Origin of the sequence: Streptomyces sp. NPDC020490, assembly GCF_044335305.1 — a bacterium.
GTDB lineage: Bacteria > Actinomycetota > Actinomycetes > Streptomycetales > Streptomycetaceae > Streptomyces.
Genome location: NZ_JBIRUY010000004.1, coordinates 120,511 through 143,595, shown reverse-complemented (window position 1 = coordinate 143,595; position 23,085 = coordinate 120,511). Strand labels below are relative to the sequence as shown.

Below are 23,085 nucleotides of genomic sequence, written 5' to 3'. Positions count from 1 at the left end.
GCCTTGCAGAGTGGATCTCCATGCTCCGGCTACGGCCGCCCGGACGGCGCGCGTGTGTCCGGCCTGCCCCCGGGCGTCGCACGGTCCGAACTCCGGACCTGCCGCCCGACGGAGGAAGGAACGCCGTGCCGGACACCCGCGTGCTGTCCCCCGACGACCCGGCCGTGCCGCGCTCCGGCGTGGCGGGGCGGTGGGCCGAGGCCCCGGGACTGCAGGTGACGGTCGGGCGGACGGGGCAGGGGTCCGTGGAATCGCACGGCGAACTGCTCGTCACGACCGGGCGGATGCGGTCGGCCGGCCTCGCGCCGGCGGTCGCCGCGTACGCCGCCTGACCGCGCCCGCCCCGAAGGAGAGACATGTCCGCCGCGCCGTCCACCACCCTGCCCCAGGACCTGCTGCTGCTTCACACGCATCCCCGGACCGGAGCCCTGAAGCCACCGCGTCACACCGGTCTGCTGCTGGCCGGAGCCATGCTCACCGAGCTGCTGCTCCGCGGGGCGATCACCGTGCGGGACTCCCGGGTCGCGCTGGAACGGCAGGCCGCGACGGCCGGCCCGCACTCCGCCGGGCCGTCGCCGGCCGACCCGCTGTCCGGCGACCCGCTGCTGGCGGAGCTGCTGCGGCGGCTGCGGGACGCCGGTGGCGGATCCCGTTCGGCGGGCCTGGAGCACTGGGTGCGCGAGGCGGCCTCACCCGGCACCGACGCCGACTGGCTCAAGCTGCTGACCGCCCGCGGCCTCGCAGCCCGACGGCCCCGGCACCTGCTGGGCGTCCTGAACGTCGGCGGCGACCGGTTGTGGGCGGATCCGGGCTGGTCCGCGCGGCTGGCCTCCCGGGCCTGGGGTGCCGTCCGGTCCGGGAAGGGGGGACCGGCGGCTGGACCGTCCGACGCCCGCGACCTCCATCTCGCCGCCCTGATCGGGGCGAGCGCGTTCGTGGACCGGCTGCCCGCGCCGTTCCGGGACCGGGGTCTGGTCGATCCGCTGATGGACCTCGCCTTCGAGCTGCCGATCGCGGACGCCACCAGGGAGCTGCTCCAGGCCGCCGGTTCCGGTGGCCGCGGCGACGGCATCGATCTGACCGACAACGACTGGGGCTTCCTCAGCGACAACAGCTGAGTCCCCGTCACCGCGACCACGGCGGAGGGCCGTCGGCCCGGAGGCCTTGGATCGGCCTGGGCCCTTGAAGCCGGCTGCAAGCCGCCCGGCACCGGACACCCGTCCTCTGCAGCCGCCTTACAGCAGGTGACCGGACACTCGTCGGGACCCGGGCCACGCCTCGAAGGCCGGCGTCTGGCCTTCCACTTGATCGTTCGATCCGCCTTGAGGGAGAAACCCATGCCCACCGTCCGTACCGCCCCGGCCCGTCGCGGTCCCCGCCGCGCCGCTGCCGCCGCCCTGGGCCTTTCGCTCGCCGCGCTCCTGGTGGGCTGCGGCCCGACCGGGGACGTGGACGGCACCGCCGGCCCGGGCGCCGCGACCCCCAGTGCCGCGACCTCCACCGCCGCGGCCGGCAAGCCCTCGGGCAAGGTCTCCGCCCAACTCGTCGGCGAATGGCAGGAGCCGTCCGACTACCTGACGCTCGGCAAGCGCAACCTGGACATCTACGACCCGCAGTCGGGCTGGCCGTCCGATCCGGACGCCTTCCGGGCCGGCAGCGGCATCCGCATCACCGCCGACGGCCACTACGTCTGGTCCGGCTACACCGCGACCAACATCAGCGGCAGCGCCTGCCACAGCCGGGCGCTCAGCTACCAGCGCGGCAGGGCCACCCAGGACGGACAGACGATCATCCTCGAGCCGGAGATCAACCGCCAGGCGTAACAGGGCGGTTGCAACAGCGACTCGGACATGGACGCGGAGCAGGACCACTCCCCGCAGCGCTGGGGATGGCAGCGCACCACCGACGACCAGGGCCGCGTCCACCTGAAGCTGATCTCCGTGGAGAAGAGCCACGACTACGTCCTCGTCACCGACTGAGAACCGCGCCACCCCACGCCACGGGGGGGGGGAGCCCTTGACGCTCCGGCCGACGGTTTCCAGCGGATTCCAAGCCGGTCCGCGGATCATGGGCGCGTCGCGGAACAGCAGCGACATCACGTGTCCCGGAACCATCCATGCCCACCGGGTCGTCCAGTCAACCGAGTCCGGACGATCTACGGAAAGTCCATGAAATACATTCGAACGACGAGGACTTCGGTCCTCACGGGGGAGTCATCCATGCGTGTCCGACGCGTTCCCGTTCTCGTTGTGGCCGTCATCGGCGCGGCCCTGCTCACCGGCTGCCAGCCCAACGACATCGAGGCCGACCCCAGCCTCACCGCCGGTGCCTCGCCAGCCGCGTCCAAGCCGTCGGACAGCCGGCCGCCCGCGACCGACGCGCCGCCCCCGTCCCAGGACGGCACTCCCTCCTCGGCACGGCGCGTCGTCGACGCGCCGCAGGCGGGCGGCCTGCCCAAGGCCACCGGCAAGGCGCAGCTCACGGATGTCCCCGTCGATCCGGGCGACGTGCGGGACAACATGAACATGGTGGAGCAGAAGTACCTGCGCAAGGACTCGCAGGGCCGGCAGGCGAACGTGCTCGTCGTCGCCGTGGACAACGTCCCGGAGGAGACCAGCAAGCGCCGGGAGTACCTGTTCCGCGGCATGCTCGACTACCTCAAGTGGGAGGGCACCCCGCCGCAGGCCCAGCCGATCGGCGACGTCGGCCCGCTCGGCGGTTCGGTGGAGTGCCTGCTGGCCTCCTTCGTCGAGGACGGCGACGTCGTCTGCGGCTGGGCCGACGACACGACCGCCGGAGTGGTCCACTTCCCCAACAGCACCGTTCCCGAGGCCGAGAAGCTGATCGTCGCGATGCGCGCCGACCTGGAGAAGTGAAGCGCCACGGCTGAACGTCGCGGCTGAACGCATCGGCTGGACGCCACGGCTGGACGTCAGGGCTGAAAGGCGGCCCGCACCGGTTCGGTTCCGGCCGGTGCGGGCCGCCTCATGTGTCCCCCGCGCCGCGTCCCGCGCCGCCGCCTCCGGCTCCCCGCCGTCCCCGCGCTCCCCGCGCTCCCCGGCGTACGGTCCGCGCCCCGAGGGAGCCGGCCCTTCCGGCGGCGTGTGATTGACTGATCCGCATGGCTCCCGCCTCCCCATCCGCCCGATCGGCCGCGGCCGCGGCCGCCGATCCGGTCACGGCCACTCGGCCCCGCAACCGCAAGCAACTCATCGTCGACGCGGCCGGGCGGGTCTTCAGCGAGCGCGGTTACCACAAGGCGTCCATGGAGGAGGTCGCGGCCGGCGTGGGTATCACCGCGGCCGCTCTGTACCGGCACTTCCCGAACAAGTACGCGCTGTTCGCCGAGTGCGCCCACGTCATGGCGGACAGACTGGTCGCCGCGCTCGACGAGGTGCCGCCCGGAGCGGCCCTGCCGGACGTGCTCGGCGCCGTCGCCCGGGTCACCGTCGCCCATCGCGCGTCGGGCGGCGTGTACCGGTGGGAGGCCCGGTACCTCAACCGCGAGGACCGCCGACGCCTCGGGGTGACGTTCGGCCGCCTCGTCAGGCGGGTCGACGAGGCGGTGCAGCGCGCGCACCCACTGCCCGACGAGCGCCTGCGGGCCATGGCCGCCCTCGGCGCGATCGGGTCCATCACCATGCACCACACCTCCATCGCCCAGCGCCGGGCCGAGGAGCTGCTGCTGGGGTCCGCGCTGCGGGTGGCCGCGACCGATCCGGCGGCGGGCCGGCTCGGCGCGCACCCCGTCGAGCTGCCCGCCCGGCCCGTGCCGCGCACGCGGCGCGCGGAGATCCTCGCGGCCGCCATCCCGCTGTTCGCCCGGGACGGATTCGCCAACGTCACGAACGGACAGATCGCGGAGGCGGTGGGACTGACCCCGTCCGCGCTCTACCGCCACTACCCCGGCAAGATCGACATCCTGGCGGCGGCGTGCCTCCAGGCGGCGGGACTGCTGGCCCAGGGGGTGGAGCGGAGCCTGCACGAGGTGGCCGACCCGCACGAGGCCGTCGTCGCGCTGGCAGCGACGTACGTGGCCTACAGCTTCGAGTACACCGAGCTGAACAGCGTCGCCGAGGCCGAGCTCGCCGGTCTGCCGGACGACCTGCGGCGGCCCCTGGTCGTCGCGCAGCGCGAACACATCGCGGTCTGGGAGCAGCAGTTGCGGCTGGCCCGTCCGGAGCTGGACCCGAGCCGGGCCCGGGTGCTGGTGCACGCGGGGTTCGGCGTGGTGGTCGAGGCGGGACGCAGACTGCGGTGGCGGGACGGCCCCGGCCATCGTGCGGCCGTGACCGCGCTGGTCGTGGGCGCTCTGGGGCTGTGAACGGCACCCGCCCCTCGGCCCGGCTGCCGTGGGGCGGGCAGGAATCAGGCCGGGCCGACAGCTAGTCCGGCCTGTTCGCGGTGGGGATCGTGATGGGGGTGCTGGTCCCGGAGGTGCCCTTGTTGAGGAACAGCATGGCCAGGGCGCGCACGAACTGGTCCATCATGTAGAAGGTGGCGGGCATGACGGGCGACAGCCCCTCACGGAACAGGATGTACGCCGGCCACGCGGTGCGGACCAGGGCCGCCGCCGCGTAGTCGCGCTTCAGTCCCAGCCAGTCCCCGACCTCGTCGCTGAGGACGTAGCGCACGAACTCGTTCAGGAAGCCGCGCGTGACGCCGAGGTCGATCTGTGCGGTCAGGCCGAGCAGGTCCTCGGCCAGTTCGATGCCCTCGGTCGTCGGGGTGAGGATCGGGGTGAGCACCTGCGCCGACTGCTTGTCGGCCTCCGCCCACGTCTGCGGGATGTACTCGTCCGGCACACCGAGCAGGTGGACGGCGACCTGCCAGGAGTGCAGGAAGGCCTCCTGGTCCGCGGCCGGGAACGGGATCTTCCACTCGAGCAGCTTCCGGTGCACGTAGGTGCCCAGGCTGTGGAAGGTGACCAGGATGTCGGCGGCGCTGATCGGGACGGTCTGGTCGGCGACCGCCCGCCAGTGCGGCGACTGCGGCAGCAGGTGCCGCACCGCGGCGTGCACCACGCGCGTCTTGTTGGCGGTGACGACGAACTGTCCGGTCGGCTCGAAGGCTCCCAGCTGGGACAGGTAGTATCCGAAGGTGAACGTCTTGGCCGCGCGGTCCTGCATGTTGGCGCCGCCCGCGGACCAGTAGACGCTCTTGGCCTCGCGCGGGATCACGGTGCTCATGATTCCGCTGCCGAGGCCGTACAGCATGAAGAGGTACGTGTCCCTGCGCCGGTTGAAGTCGGCGGCGCGGGTCAGCTTGGTCTGGTCCGCCCAGGAGGGCAGCCGGTTGACCTGCCCCAGGTACGCGGCGAACTCGGCCGGCAGGCCGCTGGGCAGCGGGTCGTTGTTGTTCACCCACGACGCCCACGCCGTGTTGATCGCCGGCACGTGTCCGTTGTCGATCATCGACGCCATCAGCGGGTCCGCCATGTCGTCCCAGATCCACTGCGGATCGGTCCCCGCGGCGGCGTCTGCCGTCACCGAGCCTGTCGACGCCCACGCCGGGGCGGAGTTCGCCACGCCCACGAGGCCGAGTGCGGCACCGAGCGACAGAAGCTTGCGCCTGCTGAGGTTCTCCATTGACTTACCTGCTTCCCTGATGGGCCAGAGGATTTCAAGTGCCGTCTTTTACTGGCGAATTGCGCGACTGGTGCATGACGAACGTCGTCTCACTGATGTGATTTCTGATTAACATAGCGAGGCGCGTTGCCGTCGGCAATGGTTCGGCACAGCCCACCCCCGCAGCGGCGTCACGCCGCTGCGGGGCAGTGAGTTCGACGGTGTGTCAGTCCTCGGCGTGTCAGTCCTCGGCCCGGGGCGGGCGACGGGGCCCGCCCCACCGCTCACACCACGGCGTCCCCCGCCGCCACCTCGGCCTGCCCCTCCACGCGCTCGAACTGCGTCCGGTACAGCTCCGCGTACCGCCCGCCCGCCGCCAGCAGTTCCTCGTGGGTGCCGCGTTCCACGATGCGGCCGTCCTCGACGACCAGGATGAGGTCCGCCGACCGGACGGTGGACAGCCGGTGGGCGATGACCACCGCGGTCCTGCCCTCCAGGGCCTCGGTGAGCGCCTCCTGGACGGCGGCTTCCGAGGTGTTGTCGAGGTGGGCGGTGGCCTCGTCGAGGACGACGACGCGCTGGCGGGCCAGCAGCAGCCGGGCGATGGTCATGCGCTGGCGCTCGCCGCCGGAGAGCCGGTAGCCGCGCTCGCCGACGACGGTGTCGAGGCCGTCCGGCAGGGACCGTACGAGGTCGTCGAGGCGGGCGCGGCGCAGCGCGTCCCACAGTTCGGGCTCGGCCGCCCCGGGGCGGGCGAGCAGCAGGTTGGCGCGGACGGTGTCGTGGAAGAGGTGGCCGTCCTGGGTGACCATGCCGAGGGTGGCCCGCAGGGAGGCGGCGCTCACCTCGCGGACGTCGACGCCGCCGATGCGCACGGCGCCCTCGTCGACGTCGTACAGGCGCGGCAGCAGGGCGGCGATGGTGGACTTGCCCGCGCCGGAGGAGCCGACGAGCGCGACGGTCTGTCCGGGTTCGGCGCGGAAGGAGACGCCGTGCAGGACCTCCGCGCCGCCCCGGGTGTCCAGGGACGCCACCTCCTCCAGGGAGGCCAGGGAGACCTTCTCGGCCGACGGGTAGGCGAAGCGGACGTCGTCGAACTCGACGGCGACCGGGCCCTCCGGTACGGCGCGCGCGTCGGGCCGCTCCTCGATGAGCGGCTTCAGGTCCAGCACCTCGAAGACGCGCTCGAAGCTGACGAGGGCGCTCATCACCTCCACGCGGGCCCCGGCCAGCGCGGTCAGCGGCGCGTACATGCGGGTCAGCAGCAGCGCCAGCGACACCACGGCGCCCGGCTCCAGGCTGCCGCGCAGGGCGAACCAGCCGCCGAGGCCGTATACGAGGGCGAGGGCCAGGGAGGAGACGAGGGTCAGCGCCGTCATGAACACCGACTGGGCCGTGGCGGTGCGCACGCCGATGTCCGCGACCCGGCGGGCCCGCTCGGCGAACTCCCGCGACTCCTCCTCCGGGCGCCCGAACAGCTTGACCAGCGTGGCTCCGGGGGCCGAGAAGCGCTCGGTCATACGGGTGCCCATCGCCGCGTTCAGCGTCGCCGCCTCCCGCTGCATGCGGGCCATCCGGCTGCCCATCCGCCGGGCCGGGACGACGAACACCGGCAGCAGCACCAGCGCGAGCAGCGTGATCTGCCAGGACAGGGTGAGCATCACGGCGAGCGTGAGCACCAGCGTGACCACGTTGCTCACCACGCCCGACAGCGTGTTGCTGAACGCCCGCTGCGCGCCGATCACGTCGTTGTTGAGCCGGGAGACCAGCGCGCCCGTACGGGTACGTGTGAAGAACGCGACCGGCATCCGCTGCACATGATCGAACACGGCCGTCCGCAGATCGAGGATCAGGCCCTCCCCGAGCGTCGACGACAGCCGGCGCCCGAGGACGCCGAGCGCCGCCTCCGCGAGCGCGATGACCGCGATGAGCAGGGCCAGGCGTACGACCGTGCCCTCGTCGTCGCCCGACACGATCGCGTTCACGACGCGGCCGGCCAGCACCGGGGTGGCGACGGCGAGCAGCGCGGTCACGACTCCGAGCAGTACGAACAGCGCGATGCGGGCGCGGTGCGGGCGGGCGAACGCGCCGATACGGCGCAGCGTGGCACGCGCGAGGGGCCGACGCTCCTGCTGGGCGTTCATGACACTGTGCAGCTGTGTCCACGCCGTGGTCTCCATACTCATGGGAGAGAAGGTAGAACCTCGATCGTTGTCGAGGTCAACACTCCCCCGCTTCGTCGCCCCGCGCCGCCTCCTCGTACCGTCCCCTCCCCCGAAGGACCCCATGGCCCCGTCTCCCCACCCGCTGCCCGTCCGTAAGCAGCCGTCCGCGATCCCGCAACCCGCGGTTGGCGGCGAGCGGGCACCCTCGTCCGATGTGACCGCGGTACACCTCCCCGAAGCACTGCTCGACCAGGGACGCCTCCCCCAGGGCCGTCTCCCCGAAGGACGCCTCTCCCGAGGGCGTCTCCCCCGGCGTGTCCCGGTCCGCCGGATCCTGTGCCTGGTGCCGTTGCTGCTGGTCACGGTCGTGGCCGTACGGCACCACGGTGTCCTCGCCGACGGCTTCTCCCGGCTGCGCGCGGCGGAGTGGCCGTGGCTGCTGGCCGCGGCCGGCGCGACCTGTCTGACCTGGGTGGCGGCCGCCTTCACCCGGCAGGGCGCGGTCGTGGAGCGGCTGCCCCGACGGCGGCTGCTCGCCGCCCAGTTCGCGGCCGGCGCGGCCAACCACCTGCTGCCCACCGGCCTCGGCGCGAGCGCGGTCAACCTGCGCTTCATGACCGTCTGCGGGATCCCGCTCGCCCGCTCCTCCGCCGCGCTCGCGCTGTACCTGCTGGCGGAGTCGGTCACCCGGCTCGCCCTGCTGGCCGGCCTGCTGCTCGCCTTCCCGGGCGCGCTGCGCCTCGGCCCCCTGCTCCCGCACGACGCGATGGGCCCCCTGCTGTACGCGGCCGGCGCGGTGGTGGTCGCGGCCGCGGCGGTCCTGGCGGGGGTACGGCGGCTGCGGAGGGCCGTGGCGTCCTTCCTGCGCACCGCGCTGGGCGAACTGCGCTCGGTGCACGCCCGTCCGTCCCGCGCCCTCGCCCTGTGGGGCGGCGCGCTCGCCTTCCCCGCGCTGCAGGCGGCCGGGCTGGCCCTGGTGGGCCGCGCGCTGGAGCTGCCGGTGCCCGCCGTGCACACGGCGGTGGCGTACCTTGCGGCGACCGTCGCGGTGGCCCTGGTGCCGACGCCGGGCGGGGTGGGCTCGGTGGAGGCGGCGCTGGTGCTGGCGCTGGTCGCGGCGGGCGGCCCGGCCGCCGTGGCCACGGCGGTCGTCGTCGCCTACCGCGTCATCACCGTCTGGCTGCCCCTGCTGCCGGGGGCGCTGACGCTGGGCGCGCTGGTGCGCATGAAGGTCATCTGACGCTCCCGCGCACCACCGCGCGGTCTCGGGCGCAGGTGAACCGCCCTGCCGGATACGGCAGGATGAGGGGTCGCACATCCCGAGACCGAGCAGGTGGCAACAACGTGACGACACTTCACATCCGGCTTTCCGCGGCGGCGCCCGCCGCAGAACCGCTCCCCGGAGGTGACCGGTGACCCGAACGCTCACCGTGGTGACCCGGCCGCTCACCGTCGACGACCTGGTCCTCGCCGGAATCGCGCTGGCCGCCGGTCTGTTGGCGGCCTTCCTGCTGCGCATGCTGATGCGCTGGCTGGGCAAGCACGCCGACCGGACCCGCTGGAGCGGTGACGACGTCATCGTGGACGCGCTGCGCACGGTGGTGCCGTGGTCGGCGATCGCCGGCGGCGCGGCCGCCGCGGGCGGGGTGCTGCCGCTGACGAAGGCGGTCCAGCACCACGTCAACCAGGTCCTGACCGTGATCCTCATCTTCGTCGTGACGCTGACGGCGGCCCGGGTCATCGCCGGCCTGGTGCGGACGGTCACCCAGTCCCGCTCCGGCGTCGCCGGATCCGCGACGATCTTCGTCAACATCACCCGGGTGCTGGTGCTGGCGATCGGCTTCCTGGTGGTGCTGCAGACGCTGGGCATCTCCATAGCGCCGATGCTCACCGCCCTGGGCGTGGGCGGTCTGGCGGTCGCCCTGGCGCTGCAGGACACCCTCGCCAACCTCTTCGCGGGCATCCACATCCTCGCCTCCAAGACCGTGCAGCCCGGCGACTACATCCGGCTCAGCAGCGGCGAGGAGGGGTACGTCGTCGACATCAACTGGCGTCAGACGACCGTGCGTCAGCTCTCCAACAACCTGGTGGTCATCCCCAACGGCCAGCTGGCGAAGACGAACATGACCAACTTCACGCGTCCCGAGCAGCAGTTGACGATCCTGGTGCAGGTGGGCGTCGCCTACGACAGCGACCTCGACCACGTCGAGCGGGTGACCAACGAGGTCATCGCCGAGGTGATGACCGAGGTCACCGGCGCCCTTCCGGAGCACGAGCCGACGATCCGGTTCCACACCTTCGGCGACTCCCGGATCGGCTTCACGGTCATCCTGGGCGTGGGCGAGTTCAGCGACCAGTACCGGATCAAGCACGAGTTCATCAAGCGGCTGCACCGGCGCTACCGGGACGAGGGCATCAGCATCCCGGCGCCGACGCGCACGGTGGCGCTGCAGCAGGGCTCGGTGGCGATCCCGCAGCAGCGCGTCCACACGGAGGCGGGCGACGCGAACGCCGCCCGCCTCGAGTAGGCCGGCCGGGTCAGCGGCTCCGGCGGCTCACAGGGTCGCCGAGTTCTCGTGGTAGTGCCCGCCCCTGCGGCTGTGCGGGGCGACGAGGGACGAGCTCACCGGCTTGACCGTCCAGTCCGGGTGGCCGGGCATCCGCGGCGTCTTCGTGCCGTACAGCCACTCCCGCAGGAAGCCGGACACGTCCTGGCCCGAGATCTCCGAGGCGACGGCGATGTAGTCCTCCGTCGTCGCCGCGGAGTTGCGGTGGCGGTCGAGGAAGGCGCGTTCGAGGGCGTTGAAGGCGTCCTCGCCGACCAGTTGGCGCAGGGCGTACAGGACCAGGACGCCGCCCAGGTAGCGCTGGCTGTCGAAGAGGTTGACCGCGTTCGGCGCGGCCACCGGACCGGAGTCGGCGCGCCACTGGTCGCCGCGGGCGTAGGTGTCCTTCATCCGGGCTTCCAGGGTGGTCAGCCCGAGGGAGTCGGCCCAGCCGCGCTCGTAGCGGTACAGCAGCCCGTAGAAGTCGGCGTGGCCCTCGTTCAGCCACAGGTCGGCCCAGGTCGCGGGCGAGACGCTGTTGCCGAAGTAGGAGTGGACCAGCTCGTGCATCATGTGCGAGCCGATCTTCCTCTCCTCCTGGAGCAGGAAGTTCGGCTTGTACAGGGTGAGGGCCTGGGTCTCCAGGCCGGTGAAGTCGAAGGCGTTCGGGTCGTCTGAGTTGCAGGGCAGCAGCCCGTACGTCTCGAACGGGTAGGCGCCCAGCCGCGCCTCCAGCCAGCCCACCAGGTCCGGGGTCAGCGCCAGCGCCGGTTCCGGGGCGGCGGCGCGGGCGGCCGGGACGACATCGCGCAGCGGCAGCCCGTGCGGGCCCTGCCGGTCCTTCACGAGGTAGTCGCCGACCGTGATCTGCACCAGCTCGGTGGCCATCGGCTCGCGCGAGCGGTACGTGTACGCCGTCCGGCCGCCGGAGGCGGTCTCGGTACCGGTGAGCAGGCCGTTCGCCACGCCCCGCAGGCCTTCGGGGACCGTGATGCGGACGGTGAAGCCGGCCTTGTCCGAGGGATGGTCGTTGCAGGGGAAGACGGTGTGCGCCGAGTTCGGCTGCGGGCAGACCGCGAAGCCGTCGGGGGTGACGACCCAGGCGGTGTGCGGCAGGGTGCGGCCGGGGTCGGCCGTGTAGTCGACGCGGACCGTGGCCCCGGCCCGCGCGGGCAGCGGGGCGGCGGGCGTGACGCGCAGCTTCTCGTCCGCCTGCTCGAAGGCGGCGGCCTCGCCGTCGACGCGGACGGCGTGTATGTCCAGGCCGAGGGCGTCCAGGGAGAACCGGGTCAGCGCCTGGGTGGTGCGGACGCGTAACGTCGCGGTGGCCTCGACGAGCCTGGTCGTGGCGTCGTAGGCGAGGTCGAGGCAGTAGTGGGAGACGCGGTAGCCGTCGTTGCCGAGGGCGGGGAAGACGGTGTCGCCGAGGGTCTCCGGGCCCGGGGTGGCGGTGTCGTCGAGGGTCTCCGGGCCCGGCGTGGCGGTGTCGTCGAGGGTTCCGGGGGCCGGGGTGGCGGTGTCCTCCGCCGCCTGCGCCGTTCCGCCGACGGTCAGTGCCACGGCGGTGCCGAGCAGGGCGGCCGGGCCCGTCACTCTGGTGCGATATCTCATGGTCAGCTTTCGTTCGGGCGGTCGGGTGGTCGGTTCCGGCCGCGTCGACGATCAGTTGCACGATCTCTTTCCAGGACCCCGGGAGCGGCCTCTCGGTTGCTCCCGGGCGGCTGTCTTCCGGCACGTGGCGCGAACTTCCGGCGCGTGGCGTGAAAAGTGACCAAGGGCCGCTGTCGAGGAGGCCCCGCTCACGAGATATCTTGATGTCGAGCAATGTTGCAGACGTGGAGCGGAGCACCCGGTGACTGACTCGACCATCATCTATACGCACACTGACGAGGCCCCGGCCCTGGCGACGTATTCCTTCCTGCCGGTGGTCCAGGCATACGCCTCGCAGGCGGGTGTCGCCGTGGAGACCCGCGACATCTCGCTGGCCGGACGCATCATCGCCGTGTTCCCGGAGTACCTGACCGAGGACCAGCGCATCCCGGACGCCCTGCACGAGCTGGGCGAGCTGGCCAAGACGCCCGAGGCCAACATCATCAAGCTGCCGAACATCTCGGCGTCGATCCCGCAGCTGCGGGCCGCGATCGCGGAGCTGCAGGGCAAGGGCTACGCGCTGCCGGACTACCCGGACGACCCGAAGACCGACGAGGAGCGGGAGATCCAGGCCCGCTACGACAAGATCAAGGGCTCCGCCGTCAACCCGGTCCTGCGTGAGGGCAACTCCGACCGCCGCGCCCCCGCCTCGGTGAAGAACTACGCCAAGACCCACCCGCACCGCATGGGCGCCTGGTCGGCGGAGTCGAAGACCAACGTCGCCACCATGGGCGAGAACGACTTCTGCTCCACCGAGAAGTCCGCGGTGATCTCCGGGGCCGGTTCGCTGCGCATCGAGCTGGTCGGCGACGACGGCACGACCACCGTGCTGCGCGAGTCCGTACCCGTGCTCGAGGGCGAGGTCGTCGACGCCTCCGTGATGCGCGTCGCCGCGCTGCGCGAGTTCCTCACCGCGCAGGTCGCCCGCGCCAAGCAGGAGGGCGTCCTGTTCTCCGTGCACCTGAAGGCGACGATGATGAAGGTCTCCGACCCGATCATCTTCGGTCACGTGGTGCGCGCCTTCTTCCCGAAGACGTTCGCGAAGTACGGCGAGACGCTCGCCGCGGCCGGCCTGACCCCGAACGACGGGCTGGGCGGCATCCTCAAGGGCCTGGAGGCACTGCCCGAGGGCGCCGAGATCAATGCCTCCTTCGACGCCGAGATCGCCGAGGGCCCGGAGCTGGCGATGGTCGACTCCGACAAGGGCATCACCAACCTGCACGTGCCGTCCGACGTGATCGTGGATGCCTCCATGCCGGCCATGATCCGCACCTCCGGCCACATGTGGGGCCCGGACGGCCAGGAGCACGACACCCTCGCGGTCCTGCCGGACTCCTCCTACTCCGGCGTGTACCAGGCCGTGATCGACGACTGCCGCGCCAACGGCGCCTACGACCCGGCCACCATGGGCTCCGTGCCCAACGTGGGCCTGATGGCGCAGAAGGCCGAGGAGTACGGCTCCCACGACAAGACCTTCGAGATCCCCACCACGGGCACGGTCCGCCTGGTCGACGGCAACGGCGAGGTCGTCCTGGAGCAGACCGTCTCCGCCGGCGACATCTTCCGCGCCTGCCAGACCAAGGACGCCCCGATCCGGGACTGGGTGAAGCTGGCCGTCACCCGCGCCCGCGCCACCGGCGACCCGGCGGTGTTCTGGCTGGACGAGAACCGCGCCCACGACGCCAACCTGATCGCCAAGGTCAACCAGTACCTCCCGGAGCACGACACCGAGGGCCTGGACATCCGCATCCTGAACCCGGTCGAGGCGACCAAGCTGTCGGTGGAGCGCATCCGCCGCGGCGAGAACACCATCTCCGTGACCGGCAACGTGCTGCGCGACTACCTGACCGACCTGTTCCCGATCCTGGAGCTGGGCACCAGCGCCAAGATGCTGTCGGTCGTCCCGCTGATGGCGGGCGGCGGCCTGTTCGAGACGGGCGCCGGCGGTTCCGCGCCGAAGCACGTCCAGCAGCTGGTCAAGGAGAACTACCTGCGCTGGGACTCCCTCGGCGAGTTCTTCGCCCTGGTGCCGTCCCTCGAGCAGTACGCCGACTTCACCGGCAACGCCCGCGCCAAGGTGCTCGCCGACACCCTCGACCGCGCCACGGCGACCTTCCTCAACGAGGACAAGTCCCCGACCCGTCGCGTCGGCGGCATCGACAACCGCGGCAGCCACTTCTACCTGTCCCTGTACTGGGCGCAGGAGCTGGCCGGGCAGACCGAGGACGCCGACCTGGCCAAGGCCTTCGCGCCGCTGGCCGAGACGCTCGCCGCGAACGAGCAGCGCATCGTCGACGAGCTGCTCGCCGTCCAGGGCGAGCCGGCCGACATCGGCGGCTACTACCAGCCGGACCCGGCCAAGGCCTCCGCGGTCATGCGCCCGTCCGCCACCTGGAACGAGGCGCTGGCGACCCTGAGCTGACGCCCGACGGACCCTGACCTCCGGGGTCCCCGCCCCACCTCCGCCCCGGCCGGCCCACCACCGCCCGCCGGGGCGGAGCCGTGACGGGGAGCCGTCACCGGGGCAGGGCGAGCTCCAGTCCGAGCAGCGCCGCCCACCCCTCGAAGGACCGCCCCGGAGAAGGGGCGGCAACTCGTTCGGGTGCACTCCGACGTGCCCTGACCGGTCCCCGTCGTGGCGACCGGATGATCGATCCATGTCTGGAGCGGACGCCGAGGCAGCGGTACTGATCGTCGGCGGTGGCCCCGTCGGGCTCACCGCCCGCGCGCTGCTGGAGCGCTGGGGTGTGCCGACCCTGCTGGTCGAGAAGCACACGGAGATGTCTCCCTTTCCGCGAGCCCGCCTGGTCAACGTGCGCTCCATGGAGATCTTCCGCCAGTTGGGGCTCGCCACCAGGATCGCGGCGAACGGGTTCGCACCGGCGTACGGCCGGGTCCGCTTCCGGGACACCCTGTTCGCCCCCGACTTCGCCACGGCCGGGATGGTCGGGGTCGACGCACCGGTGCCCGAGAGCCCTGTGATCGGGGTGCTCACGTCGCAGGACCGGCTGGAGCCGACGCTCCTCGCAGCCGCCGAAGGGACCCTACGGTTCGGCGTTGAACTCGTCGACCTGACCGAAGAGGCCGAGGGCGTCACCGCCCTGCTCGTGGACCGGCGGCACGGCGAGGAGAGCCGCGTCCGTGCCCGGTACCTGATCGCCGCCGACGGCGCGAACTCCACCGTGCGGAAGAGGCTCGGCATCGGCACCGCCGGCCCCGGAGTCATCGGGAGCTTCACCAGCGTCGTGTTCGACGCCGACCTGGGCCATTGGCGCGCCGAACAGCCCGCCGGGATCTACTTCACCCCGCATGGCACCTTCGGCCCGGTCCACCCCGAGGGCGGCTGGGTCTGGTTCCACGCCACACCCGGGGACGCCGGAGGCGCGGACTGGTCCGGCCCGCTCTCCCGGGCCCTCGGCCCCGGCGCCGACGTCCGGGTCGACGTGGCCCGGGTGCAGCGGTGGACGATGACCGCGCATGTCGCCGACCGTCTCCGTCACGGCCGCGTCCTGCTGGCCGGCGACGCCGCGCACGCCGTGCCCCCGATCGGCGGCCTCGGCATGAACACCGGCGTCGCCGATGCCCACAACCTGTGCTGGAAACTGGCCGGTGTACTCCAAGGGTGGGCCGGACCAGGCTTGTTGGACAGCTACCAGACCGAACGGCACCCGGTCGCCCGCGAAACGCTCCGCCAAGCCGTCGACAACACCCGACTCCTGCTCCAGGTGCTGAACGCGCGCAACGAACAGCTCCGGGCCGGCACGGCGGCCTCGACCCCGACCGAACTCCCCTGGTCGGAAAGGTACTTCGCCCAACTGGGCCTCGTACTGGGTACGACCTACCACTCCGACGCCGTCCTGAGCGACCACCGCGAACCTCCCGAGCCCTCCGGCACGGAGTACGTCCCCACCGCGGAGCCCGGCCGCCGTATGCCCCACTTCTGGCTCACCCCCGGCCGCTCCACGCTCGACACCGTCGGCGAGTGGTTCACCCTGCTCACCCAGGCCCCCAGCCGCTGGCAGCAACAAGCGCCCGCCTCCTGGCCGTTGCGCTTCGAGACCCTGCTCGGCGAACACGCCCGACTGTGCCGGGTCGGCCCGCACGGCGGCGCGCTCCTCGTCCGCCCGGACGGGCACATCGCCGCCCGCTGGGAGGAGCCTCCGGCGAACGGCTCGACCCTCCGACACGCCCTCACCGCCGTCACATCACGGCTTGCGGGCGGGTGACTTCGAGCCGGCTCCAGGCCACCAGGTCGGTGTCGGGCGCGGCGGCTGCGGCCGGGCCGGTCTGCGGCAGCGTCAGCCGGCGCACCACGTCGAGCAGCCCCTCCGGCCGTGCGGCGTGCGGTTGCCGCGCGCGTACGACGGGCGTGTGCCGTTCATGAAATTCATATGTCAGCGGGGGCGCCGGGCTGGTCCCGCGGTCGGCGTGTGTGTTTCCCTCGTCGCATGACCATGCTCGTGACCCGCCGCCACGTCGACCACGGGCGCGTCACGACCACGGGTTGTCGCGCCGTGAGCTGACGCTCCGCCCCGGCCCGTACCTCTTCCCCGCTCGTCCCGCCCTCCGGCGTGCCCGGACCCGTACCCCTGCTCGGCCGCAGCACCCGTATCCGGCCGCCTCCGTACCCGTCCGGACCCGGATCCGGATCCGGATCCCGCCAGCACCCAGCACCCAGCACCCAGCACCCAGCACCCAGCACCCAGCACCAGGAGCCACACATCATGAGCCAGCCCATCGACGCCGTCGCCGCCGGTCACACGCCGGACGAGAGCTCCACCGAGCCCGGGACCCCGGCCTGGTCGTTCGAGACCAAGCAGATCCACGCCGGGGCCGTGCCGGACCCGGCGACCGGCGCCCGGGCCACGCCGATCTACCAGACGTCCTCGTTCGTCTTCCGGGACACCCGGCACGCCGCCGACCTGTTCTCGCTCGCCGAGCCCGGGAACATCTACACCCGCATCCACAACCCCACCCAGGACGTCTTCGAGCAGCGGATCGCCGCCCTGGAGGGCGGTGTCGCCGCGGTGGCGCTGGCGTCGGGGCAGGCCGCGGAGACCCTGGCGATCCTCACCGTGGCCGGCGCCGGCGACCACATCGTCTCCAGCGCCTCGCTGTACGGCGGGACCTACAACCTCCTGCGGCACACGCTGCCGAGGTTCGGCATCGAGGTGTCCTTCGTCGAGGACCCGGACGACGTCGAGGCCTGGCGGGCGGCGGTCCGGCCGGACACCAAGGCGCTGTTCGCGGAGACGCTCGGCAATCCGCGCGGCAACGTGCTCGACGTGCGGGCGGTCGCGGACGTCGCCCACGCGGCGGGCGTGCCGCTGATCGTGGACAACACGGTGCCGACGCCGTACCTGCTGCGGCCGATCGAGCACGGCGCGGACGTCGTCGTGCACTCGGCGACCAAGTTCCTCGGCGGGCACGGCACCACCATCGCGGGCGTGGTCGTGGACGGCGGCACCTTCGACTTCGGGGCGCACCCCGAGCGGTTCCCCGACTTCTCCGAGCCCGACCCCAGCTACCACGGGCTGCGGTACTGGCCGGCGCTCGGCCCGGGCGCGTTCGCGGCCAAGCTGCGGGTGCAGCTGCTGCGCGATCTGGGGCCGGCCCTGTCCCCGCACTCCGCCTTCCTGCTGTTGCAGGGCGTGGAGACGCTGAGCCTGCGCATCGAACGGCACTCCGCGAACGCGCTGGCGCTCGCCGAGTGGCTGGAGCAGCGCGACGAGGTCGCCGCCGTCCACTATCCGGGCCTGGCGTCCAGCCGCTGGCACGAGGCGGCACGGACCTACCTGCCGCGCGGTGCGGGCGCGGTGGTCTCCTTCGAGCTGCGGGACGGCGTGGAGGCGGGCAAGCGGTTCGTGGACGCGGTGCGGCTGTTCAGCCACCTCGCCAACATCGGCGACGTGCGCAGCCTGATCATCCACCCGGCGTCCACGACGCACAGCCAGCTCGACGAGGAGCAGCTCGCGGCCACCGGGGCCGCACCGGGCCTGGTGCGCCTGTCGGTCGGCATCGAGAACCTCGAGGACCTCAGGGCCGACCTGGAGGCCGGTTTCCGCGCGGCCAAGGACGCGTCCTGAACGCCGTCCCCGCGGGCCCGCGTCCCACGGTCCCCCTCCCGCCGGCCACCGGGGCCTGGCGGGAGGGGGACCCGCCGGGGCGGCGCCGGTGGCACGTCCTGGACGGGCCGCTGCCGCTGGAGGCGGGCGGTGAACTGCCGGGCGCACGGCTCGCGTTCGAGACGTGGGGGCGGCCCGCCCCGGACCGTTCCAACGCCGTGCTGGTGCTGCACGCGCTCACCGGCGACAGCCACGTCGCCGGCCCGGCCGGCCCCGGCCATCCGACCCCGGGCTGGTGGGAGGGGCTGGTCGGGCCGGGCCTGCCGCTCGACACCGACCGGTTCTTCGTCGTCGCCCCGAACGTGCTGGGCGGCTGCCAGGGCAGTACCGGGCCGGCCTCGCCGCGTCCCGGCGGGCGGCGCAGCTGGGGCGGGGCCTTCCCGTTCCTGACCCAGCGCGACCAGGTCGCCGCCGAGGCCGCGCTGGCCGACGCGCTCGGCGTCGAGCGGTGGGCGCTGGTCGTCGGCGGCTCGATGGGCGGGATGCGCGCCGTGGAGTGGGCGGTCACCCACCCGGAGCGGACCGGCGCGCTGCTGCTGCTCGCCACGACGGCGGCGGCGAGCGCGGAGCAGATCGCCTGGGCCGGCGTCCAGCTGCACGCCGTCCGGGCCGATCCGCACTGGCAGGGCGGCGACTACCACGACACCGGGCGCGGCCCGCACGCCGGGCTCGGCCTCGCGCGCCGCCTCGCCCACGTCACCTACCGCAGCGAGCCGGAGCTCCAGCTCCGCTTCGGCCGTACGCCCCAGGGCGCCGAGGACCCGTTCGGCGGCGGCCGGTACCAGGTCGAGTCGTACCTCGACCACCATGCCGCCAAGCTGGTACGGCGGTTCGACGCGGGCAGCTACGTGGTGCTGACGCAGGCCATGAACGCGCACGACGTCGGGCGCGGCCGCGGCGGCGTGCGGGCCGCTCTGCGCCGGGTCACCGCCCGCACGCTGGTCGCGGGCGTCGACTCCGACCGGCTCTACCCGCTCGCCCAGCAGGCCGGGCTGGCGGCCCACATCCCGTCCGCGGACCGGCTGAGGGTGATCGAGTCGCCGTACGGGCACGACGGGTTCCTGATCGAGACGGATCAGGTCGCCGCGCTGGTGCGGGAGGTGCTCGCGGAGGGCTGAGCGGTCACCAGTCGCGGGTGGCGATCAGCTCCTCCACGTCGGCGTCGGGGAAGCCGTAGGCGTGGGCGACGAAGCGGAAGTCGCGGGCTATCTCCTCCCGGGCCACCGTCTCGATCTCGCTGCCGGCCGCCTCGAAGTCGGCCTGCAGGGCGTTGAACTCGTCGGTGGCCGCGTGGGTCAGGGCGTACAGCGCGGCGAGGCCGGCCGGCCGTTCGGCCTCGACGCGCTCGCACAGCGCCAGCAGCACCGCCCTGCCGCGGTCCACCACGTGGTCGGGGAAGTGGTCGTCCCGGTACAACGCCGCCAGGAACGGGTGTGCGGTCACCTGCTGGTTGACGATGGGCATGCTGTTCCCCCTGTGCTCGACCCGACGGTCCCGTGTGACACCTTGATCATGCACCACGCCACTGACAACGCCCCCGGAGCAGCCCATGCCGCACCCCGCCGCCTCCTCCTTCGAGCTTCTGCCCGGCGCGGACGGCTCCCCCGTGATCCTGCACGTGCCGCACTCGGCGCGGGAGATACCGGCCGACGTGCGCGCCGGCATCGTGCTGGACGACGCGGCGCTGGAGCGGGAGCTCGACCACATCACGGACGCGCACACCGCGGAGCTGGCCGCCGCGGCGGCCGGGCTGGCCGGGGTGACTCCCTGGCGGTTCGTCAACCGGCTCTCCCGGCTGGTCGTCGATCCGGAGCGGTTCCCGGACGAGCGGGAGGAGATGCTGTCGGTCGGGATGGGGGCGGTGTACACGCGGACCACGCACCGGGCCGCGCTGCGCCCCGCGGACACCGACCCGGAGCCGCTGATCGGGCGTTACTTCCGGCCGTACGCACGGGCGATGACGGATGCGGTGGCAAACCGGCTGGCCGCCACCGGCCGGGCGCTGATCGTCGACGTGCACTCCTACCCCACCGCGCCGCTCCCCTACGAGCTGCACGGTGCGGGACCCCGGCCGCCGGTGTGCCTCGGCACCGACTCCTTCCACACCCCGCCAGGACTGCTCGCCGCGGCGCGCGAGGCGTTTGCCGGGTGCGGGGAGACGGGGCTGGACAGCCCGTTCAGCGGCGCGTACGTGCCGATGGAGTTCTACGCGAAGGAGCCCCGGGTCGGGGCGCTGATGGTGGAGATCCGCCGGGACACGTACATGAGCGAGCCGGGCGGCCCGGCCGGCCCCGGGCTCACCCGGCTGGCGTCGGCGCTGGCCGCGCTGGTCGACGCCGTGACCGCCGCCTGAGCCCGGCCGGGCGCGGGCCCGCCGCGGGCGGCGAAGGGACCGCGGACCCCGCCGCTCACCGGCGGGGTCGGCGCGTCACCCGGTGACGTCAGGCCGTCAGCCAGTCCGTGACGATCACGCCCTCGCCGGTGCGCAGCTTCAGCGCGAACGGGCCGGCCGGCGCGTCCTCGGACGTGAAGCGGCCCATGGCGTCGGCCGTCAGCGGCGCGCCCCCGTGCGGTCCGCCGAGGACCTCGATGCGGGCCGACTGCGGCGGCAGCACCTGTCCCATCAGCCCGTGCCCGGTCAGTTCGACGTCGACGGTGACGCCGCCCGCCTCGAAGGTCAGCATCCGCGGCGTGTCCGTGGCTCCTCTGACGGGGAGCGCGTGGACCACCGAGTCGAAGGTCAGCTCGGCGACGCGGGCCTCCAGGTCGTGCAGCGCGAAGGCCTCCACGGCGAGCTGCCGCAGCTGGGCCGGGACCGGGTCCAGGATGGCCGCCGCCTGGCGGAGCTCCTCCTCCAGCAGGGCGTCGGCGAACTCGTCGCCGTCCGGGCCGCCGTCGAAGCCGCCGATGCCGCCGTCGTCGAAGACCTCGTCGTCGTTCGTGCCGTTCATGTCGCTCACACCGCCCCCCGAGCCTCGAGTCGTGCCCGCAGGCGCCGCAGACAGCGCTGGCGCAGCGGTCCGATGCTGCCCACGGCGATGCCCAGGGCGGCGGACACCTCCTGGTAGCTGGGCGGCGGCGAGGCCATCAGCAAACGCAGCAACTGACGGCACCGCTCGCCGAGTTCCTCGAACTCCTGCCACAGGTGCCGGATGCGCTCGGTCTCGGCGGCCGCGTCCTCCGAGTCCAGCAGCGACTGTTCGGGCGTACGGTCCTCGCTGACCCGGTCGAGCAGCTGGGGGTCGTCCGTCACCGTCAGCCGCTTCAGGCTCTTGAGCACCTTCAGGCTCTCGTGCCGGGCGGTGCTCGCCAGCCACGACCCCGCCTTGTCGGGTTCGCGGATGCGTCCCAGGTGCTGGGCGAAGCGGAACCACACGGTCTGGTACACCTCGTGGGCGTCGGCGTCGGAGAGCCGGTGCGCGCGCACGACGGACCACACCAGCGGGCTCAGCCCTTCCACCAACGCTTTCCAGGCCGCCGCGTCACCGTCGACGGCGGACTGGACGAGCGCGCCGACATCTGCACGGTCCACGGCCCCACCCCTCGTGTACGGCAAGACATCGTACGCCGCGGAGGGGGCGGTTCCGGACCTCATGCCTCACCGGCCGGCTGCGTGAGCGCGGTCGGGCGCCAGGTGGCGGGGAGCAGCGCGGGCACGTGCGCCCCGCGCACCTCCGCGTACGCGTCGTTCGCGGCGAGGAGTTGCTTGCGGGCCGCCCGCGCGTCGGTCTGCTGATTCGCCGTCATGCAGGCGGCGACCAGGCCGGCGGCCACCGGGGTGGCGAAGGAGGTGCCGCTCCAGTTGGCGAGGCCCTCGAACACCACCTGGTCCGCCTTGCCGGAGGTGGGGTCGCCGCTCTCGCTGAGCACTCCGGTGTGGGGCGGGTACTGGCACGTGCACGCGTACGTGAAGCCGTAGCGGCAGGCGTCGTAGGTGGTGTGCTGGTACACGTACGGCACGGGCGCGTCGAAGCCGGTCAGCGCGCTGGTGAGCCGCTCGCCGGGGGCGTAGACGTTGACCCAGGGGCCGTAGTTGGTGAAGCAGGCGCCGTACTCGCCGTCGGCGCGCAGCGCTCCCACCGACAGGACGACGTCCTGGTAGTCGGGCAGGGAGGCGTAGGCGGCGGGCCAGAACGGGGAGGCACTGGAGTTGTTGCCGGCGGCCGCGACCAGCAGGGTGCGCTGGGTGCGCAGTTCCTGCATGAAGCTCTCCACGCCGAGCAGGCCGTCGGTGCGGCCGTTGGAGGTGCCGGCGGACAGGCTCATCACGTCCGGCCAGCCGCCGCGGTCGACGGCGTCGAAGAGGCGCTCGCCGAACTCGGACTCCAGCACGGCGCCGGCGTCGTTGAGGGTGTTGCGCACGGTGACGTCGGCGTTGGGCGCCACGGCCGCGACCAGGCCGGCGATGAACGTGCCGTGGCCGACGTACTGCAGGAGGTTGCCGTCGCCGTCGGTCTCGGTGCCGTGCAGGTCGCCCTGGACGCGGGCGAGCAGCGGGAGGGACGCGTAGTCGTGCGTGAGGCCGTTGTCGACGACGAGGACGCCGACGGCGGTGGCCGGGTCGTGAACGCCTTGTACGGGAGCCGGGTTGGGGCCCTGGGCGAGCGGCACGGGCACCGGCTCGTCGCCGGGGCAGGAGTTCACCGCGATGGACACCACGTGGTTGCGGCTGACCAGCCGGCGTCCGGCGCGGCCCTCGTGCTCGCGCAGGGCGCGCAGGGCGTGCGCCACGGCCCGGTCGGCCCGTCGGTCGCCCTGGCCGGGGTCGCCGACCTGGATGCGGGTGATGCCGGAGCGGTTGGTCTCCGGGCCCGCTCTGCGCACATGGTCGGCGGTCAGCTCCGGCGCCGCGGTGAAGTGGCTGCGCACGGCGTCCTCGACGAGCTGTGCCTCCTCGCCGTCGCGGGCGAGGACGACGCCCTTCTCGTAGAGGAACTCGGCGGAGTCGTCAGGTCCCATCGCCAGCGGGACGTCCGGCATGGAGCGCTGGATCTGGTGGAACTGCTCGTGGAATCGCTGAGGGGCCATGTGC

Annotated in this window: 20 protein-coding genes; 13 read left to right on the top strand and 7 right to left on the bottom strand. The window is 72.9% G+C overall.

Annotated elements, in window-relative coordinates; all coding sequences use genetic code 11:
- Positions 1 to 125 precede the first annotated feature (125 nt).
- From ACH4ZX_RS07110 to ACH4ZX_RS07085, 6 genes are all read left to right on the top strand, one after another.
- A complete protein-coding gene (locus ACH4ZX_RS07110; protein ID WP_398268751.1) occupies positions 126 to 332 on the top strand; it encodes a hypothetical protein in 207 nt (68 codons plus the stop codon).
- 24 nt (positions 333 to 356) lie between these two features.
- The gene (locus tag ACH4ZX_RS07105; protein WP_398268748.1) at positions 357 to 1,118 is read left to right on the top strand and encodes a GPP34 family phosphoprotein; all 762 of its coding nucleotides are present in this window, start codon (positions 357 to 359) and stop codon (positions 1,116 to 1,118) included.
- Positions 1,119 to 1,337: 219 nt separating this feature from the next.
- Complete coding sequence (locus ACH4ZX_RS07100) at positions 1,338 to 1,823, top strand: hypothetical protein (protein ID WP_398268745.1); 486 nt, start codon at positions 1,338 to 1,340, stop codon at positions 1,821 to 1,823.
- A 27-nt stretch (positions 1,824 to 1,850) separates the two neighbouring features.
- On the top strand, positions 1,851 to 1,979 hold the full coding sequence (locus ACH4ZX_RS07095) for a hypothetical protein (RefSeq protein WP_398268742.1): 129 nt from the start codon (positions 1,851 to 1,853) through the stop codon (positions 1,977 to 1,979).
- Positions 1,980 to 2,219: 240 nt separating this feature from the next.
- On the top strand, positions 2,220 to 2,876 hold the full coding sequence (locus tag ACH4ZX_RS07090) for a hypothetical protein (protein WP_398268739.1): 657 nt from the start codon (positions 2,220 to 2,222) through the stop codon (positions 2,874 to 2,876).
- A gap of 245 nt (positions 2,877 to 3,121) precedes the next feature.
- Complete coding sequence (locus ACH4ZX_RS07085) at positions 3,122 to 4,324, top strand: TetR/AcrR family transcriptional regulator (protein ID WP_398268736.1); 1,203 nt, start codon at positions 3,122 to 3,124, stop codon at positions 4,322 to 4,324.
- Positions 4,325 to 4,385: 61 nt separating this feature from the next.
- On the opposite strand, the gene ACH4ZX_RS07080 is transcribed toward ACH4ZX_RS07085, so the two are convergent.
- Together ACH4ZX_RS07080 and ACH4ZX_RS07075 are read right to left on the bottom strand one after the other, a co-directional pair.
- Positions 4,386 to 5,588, bottom strand: coding sequence for an oxygenase MpaB family protein (locus ACH4ZX_RS07080; RefSeq protein ID WP_398268733.1), 1,203 nt, complete (start codon positions 5,586 to 5,588; stop codon positions 4,386 to 4,388).
- Positions 5,589 to 5,851: 263 nt separating this feature from the next.
- Positions 5,852 to 7,747: an ABC transporter ATP-binding protein gene (locus ACH4ZX_RS07075; RefSeq protein WP_398269126.1), complete on the bottom strand. Its 1,896-nt coding sequence runs from the start codon at positions 7,745 to 7,747 to the stop codon at positions 5,852 to 5,854.
- 325 nt (positions 7,748 to 8,072) lie between these two features.
- Here ACH4ZX_RS07075 and ACH4ZX_RS07070 point away from each other — a divergent pair, with 325 nt between their 5' ends.
- Complete coding sequence (locus ACH4ZX_RS07070) at positions 8,073 to 8,972, top strand: lysylphosphatidylglycerol synthase domain-containing protein (protein WP_398269123.1); 900 nt, start codon at positions 8,073 to 8,075, stop codon at positions 8,970 to 8,972.
- A gap of 193 nt (positions 8,973 to 9,165) precedes the next feature.
- Entirely contained in the window at positions 9,166 to 10,260 is a 1,095-nt protein-coding gene (locus ACH4ZX_RS07065) for a mechanosensitive ion channel family protein (protein WP_398269120.1), read from the top strand.
- Positions 10,261 to 10,287: 27 nt separating this feature from the next.
- Here the strand turns inward: ACH4ZX_RS07065 and ACH4ZX_RS07060 are convergent, their stop codons facing one another.
- Positions 10,288 to 11,889 carry a M1 family metallopeptidase gene (locus tag ACH4ZX_RS07060; RefSeq protein WP_398268730.1) on the bottom strand — a complete coding sequence of 534 codons (1,602 nt, stop codon included), beginning with the start codon at positions 11,887 to 11,889 and terminating at the stop codon, positions 10,288 to 10,290.
- Positions 11,890 to 12,130: 241 nt separating this feature from the next.
- Between ACH4ZX_RS07060 and ACH4ZX_RS07055 the strand changes: the two genes are divergently transcribed.
- From ACH4ZX_RS07055 to ACH4ZX_RS07040, 4 genes are all read left to right on the top strand, one after another.
- The gene (locus ACH4ZX_RS07055; RefSeq protein ID WP_398268727.1) at positions 12,131 to 14,350 is read left to right on the top strand and encodes an NADP-dependent isocitrate dehydrogenase; all 2,220 of its coding nucleotides are present in this window, start codon (positions 12,131 to 12,133) and stop codon (positions 14,348 to 14,350) included.
- A gap of 235 nt (positions 14,351 to 14,585) precedes the next feature.
- Positions 14,586 to 16,154 (top strand): FAD-dependent monooxygenase, encoded by a 1,569-nt coding sequence (locus ACH4ZX_RS07050; protein WP_398268724.1) that lies wholly within the window; start codon positions 14,586 to 14,588, stop codon positions 16,152 to 16,154.
- Between the two features lie 498 nt (positions 16,155 to 16,652).
- The gene (locus tag ACH4ZX_RS07045; protein ID WP_398268721.1) at positions 16,653 to 18,014 is read left to right on the top strand and encodes a bifunctional o-acetylhomoserine/o-acetylserine sulfhydrylase; all 1,362 of its coding nucleotides are present in this window, start codon (positions 16,653 to 16,655) and stop codon (positions 18,012 to 18,014) included.
- On the top strand, positions 18,011 to 19,171 hold the full coding sequence (locus tag ACH4ZX_RS07040; RefSeq protein WP_398269117.1) for a homoserine O-acetyltransferase: 1,161 nt from the start codon (positions 18,011 to 18,013) through the stop codon (positions 19,169 to 19,171). Before ACH4ZX_RS07045 ends, ACH4ZX_RS07040 begins: the two co-directional genes overlap by 4 nt.
- Before the next feature lie 4 nt (positions 19,172 to 19,175).
- Here ACH4ZX_RS07040 and ACH4ZX_RS07035 read toward each other — a convergent pair whose 3' ends face one another.
- On the bottom strand, positions 19,176 to 19,517 hold the full coding sequence (locus tag ACH4ZX_RS07035) for a DUF5713 family protein (protein WP_398268718.1): 342 nt from the start codon (positions 19,515 to 19,517) through the stop codon (positions 19,176 to 19,178).
- Between the two features lie 85 nt (positions 19,518 to 19,602).
- On the opposite strand from ACH4ZX_RS07035, the gene ACH4ZX_RS07030 reads away from it, so the two are divergent.
- Positions 19,603 to 20,406, top strand: a complete 804-nt coding sequence (locus ACH4ZX_RS07030) for an N-formylglutamate amidohydrolase (protein ID WP_398268715.1) — start codon at positions 19,603 to 19,605, stop codon at positions 20,404 to 20,406.
- An 88-nt stretch (positions 20,407 to 20,494) separates the two neighbouring features.
- Here the strand turns inward: ACH4ZX_RS07030 and ACH4ZX_RS07025 are convergent, their stop codons facing one another.
- Genes ACH4ZX_RS07025 through ACH4ZX_RS07015 form a run of 3 tightly spaced genes read right to left on the bottom strand, consistent with a single transcriptional unit; the run spans position 20,495 to position 23,081 of the window.
- Entirely contained in the window at positions 20,495 to 21,004 is a 510-nt protein-coding gene (locus ACH4ZX_RS07025) for a hypothetical protein (protein ID WP_398268712.1), read from the bottom strand.
- Positions 21,005 to 21,009: 5 nt separating this feature from the next.
- Positions 21,010 to 21,585, bottom strand: coding sequence for a sigma-70 family RNA polymerase sigma factor (locus ACH4ZX_RS07020; protein WP_360747827.1), 576 nt, complete (start codon positions 21,583 to 21,585; stop codon positions 21,010 to 21,012).
- Between the two features lie 59 nt (positions 21,586 to 21,644).
- Positions 21,645 to 23,081 carry a S8/S53 family peptidase gene (locus tag ACH4ZX_RS07015; protein WP_398268709.1) on the bottom strand — a complete coding sequence of 479 codons (1,437 nt, stop codon included), beginning with the start codon at positions 23,079 to 23,081 and terminating at the stop codon, positions 21,645 to 21,647.
- Between the last annotated feature and the right edge of the window lie 4 nt (positions 23,082 to 23,085).

What these genes read in the sequence shown, in the direction of transcription:
- ACH4ZX_RS07105 (WP_398268748.1), top strand. Translation starts at nt 357, where the DNA reads ATGTCCGCCGCGCCGTCCACCACCCTGCCCCAGGACCTGCTGCTGCTT.
- ACH4ZX_RS07100 (WP_398268745.1), top strand. Translation starts at nt 1,338, where the DNA reads ATGCCCACCGTCCGTACCGCCCCGGCCCGTCGCGGTCCCCGCCGCGCC.
- ACH4ZX_RS07095 (WP_398268742.1), top strand. Translation starts at nt 1,851, where the DNA reads ATGGACGCGGAGCAGGACCACTCCCCGCAGCGCTGGGGATGGCAGCGC.
- ACH4ZX_RS07090 (WP_398268739.1), top strand. Translation starts at nt 2,220, where the DNA reads ATGCGTGTCCGACGCGTTCCCGTTCTCGTTGTGGCCGTCATCGGCGCG.
- ACH4ZX_RS07085 (WP_398268736.1), top strand. Translation starts at nt 3,122, where the DNA reads ATGGCTCCCGCCTCCCCATCCGCCCGATCGGCCGCGGCCGCGGCCGCC.
- ACH4ZX_RS07080 (WP_398268733.1), bottom strand. Translation starts at nt 5,588, where the DNA reads ATGGAGAACCTCAGCAGGCGCAAGCTTCTGTCGCTCGGTGCCGCACTC.
- ACH4ZX_RS07075 (WP_398269126.1), bottom strand. Translation starts at nt 7,747, where the DNA reads ATGGAGACCACGGCGTGGACACAGCTGCACAGTGTCATGAACGCCCAG.
- ACH4ZX_RS07060 (WP_398268730.1), bottom strand. Translation starts at nt 11,889, where the DNA reads ATGAGATATCGCACCAGAGTGACGGGCCCGGCCGCCCTGCTCGGCACC.
- ACH4ZX_RS07050 (WP_398268724.1), top strand. Translation starts at nt 14,586, where the DNA reads ATGTCTGGAGCGGACGCCGAGGCAGCGGTACTGATCGTCGGCGGTGGC.
- ACH4ZX_RS07045 (WP_398268721.1), top strand. Translation starts at nt 16,653, where the DNA reads ATGAGCCAGCCCATCGACGCCGTCGCCGCCGGTCACACGCCGGACGAG.
- ACH4ZX_RS07035 (WP_398268718.1), bottom strand. Translation starts at nt 19,517, where the DNA reads ATGCCCATCGTCAACCAGCAGGTGACCGCACACCCGTTCCTGGCGGCG.
- ACH4ZX_RS07030 (WP_398268715.1), top strand. Translation starts at nt 19,603, where the DNA reads ATGCCGCACCCCGCCGCCTCCTCCTTCGAGCTTCTGCCCGGCGCGGAC.
- ACH4ZX_RS07025 (WP_398268712.1), bottom strand. Translation starts at nt 21,004, where the DNA reads ATGAACGGCACGAACGACGACGAGGTCTTCGACGACGGCGGCATCGGC.
- ACH4ZX_RS07015 (WP_398268709.1), bottom strand. Translation starts at nt 23,081, where the DNA reads ATGGCCCCTCAGCGATTCCACGAGCAGTTCCACCAGATCCAGCGCTCC.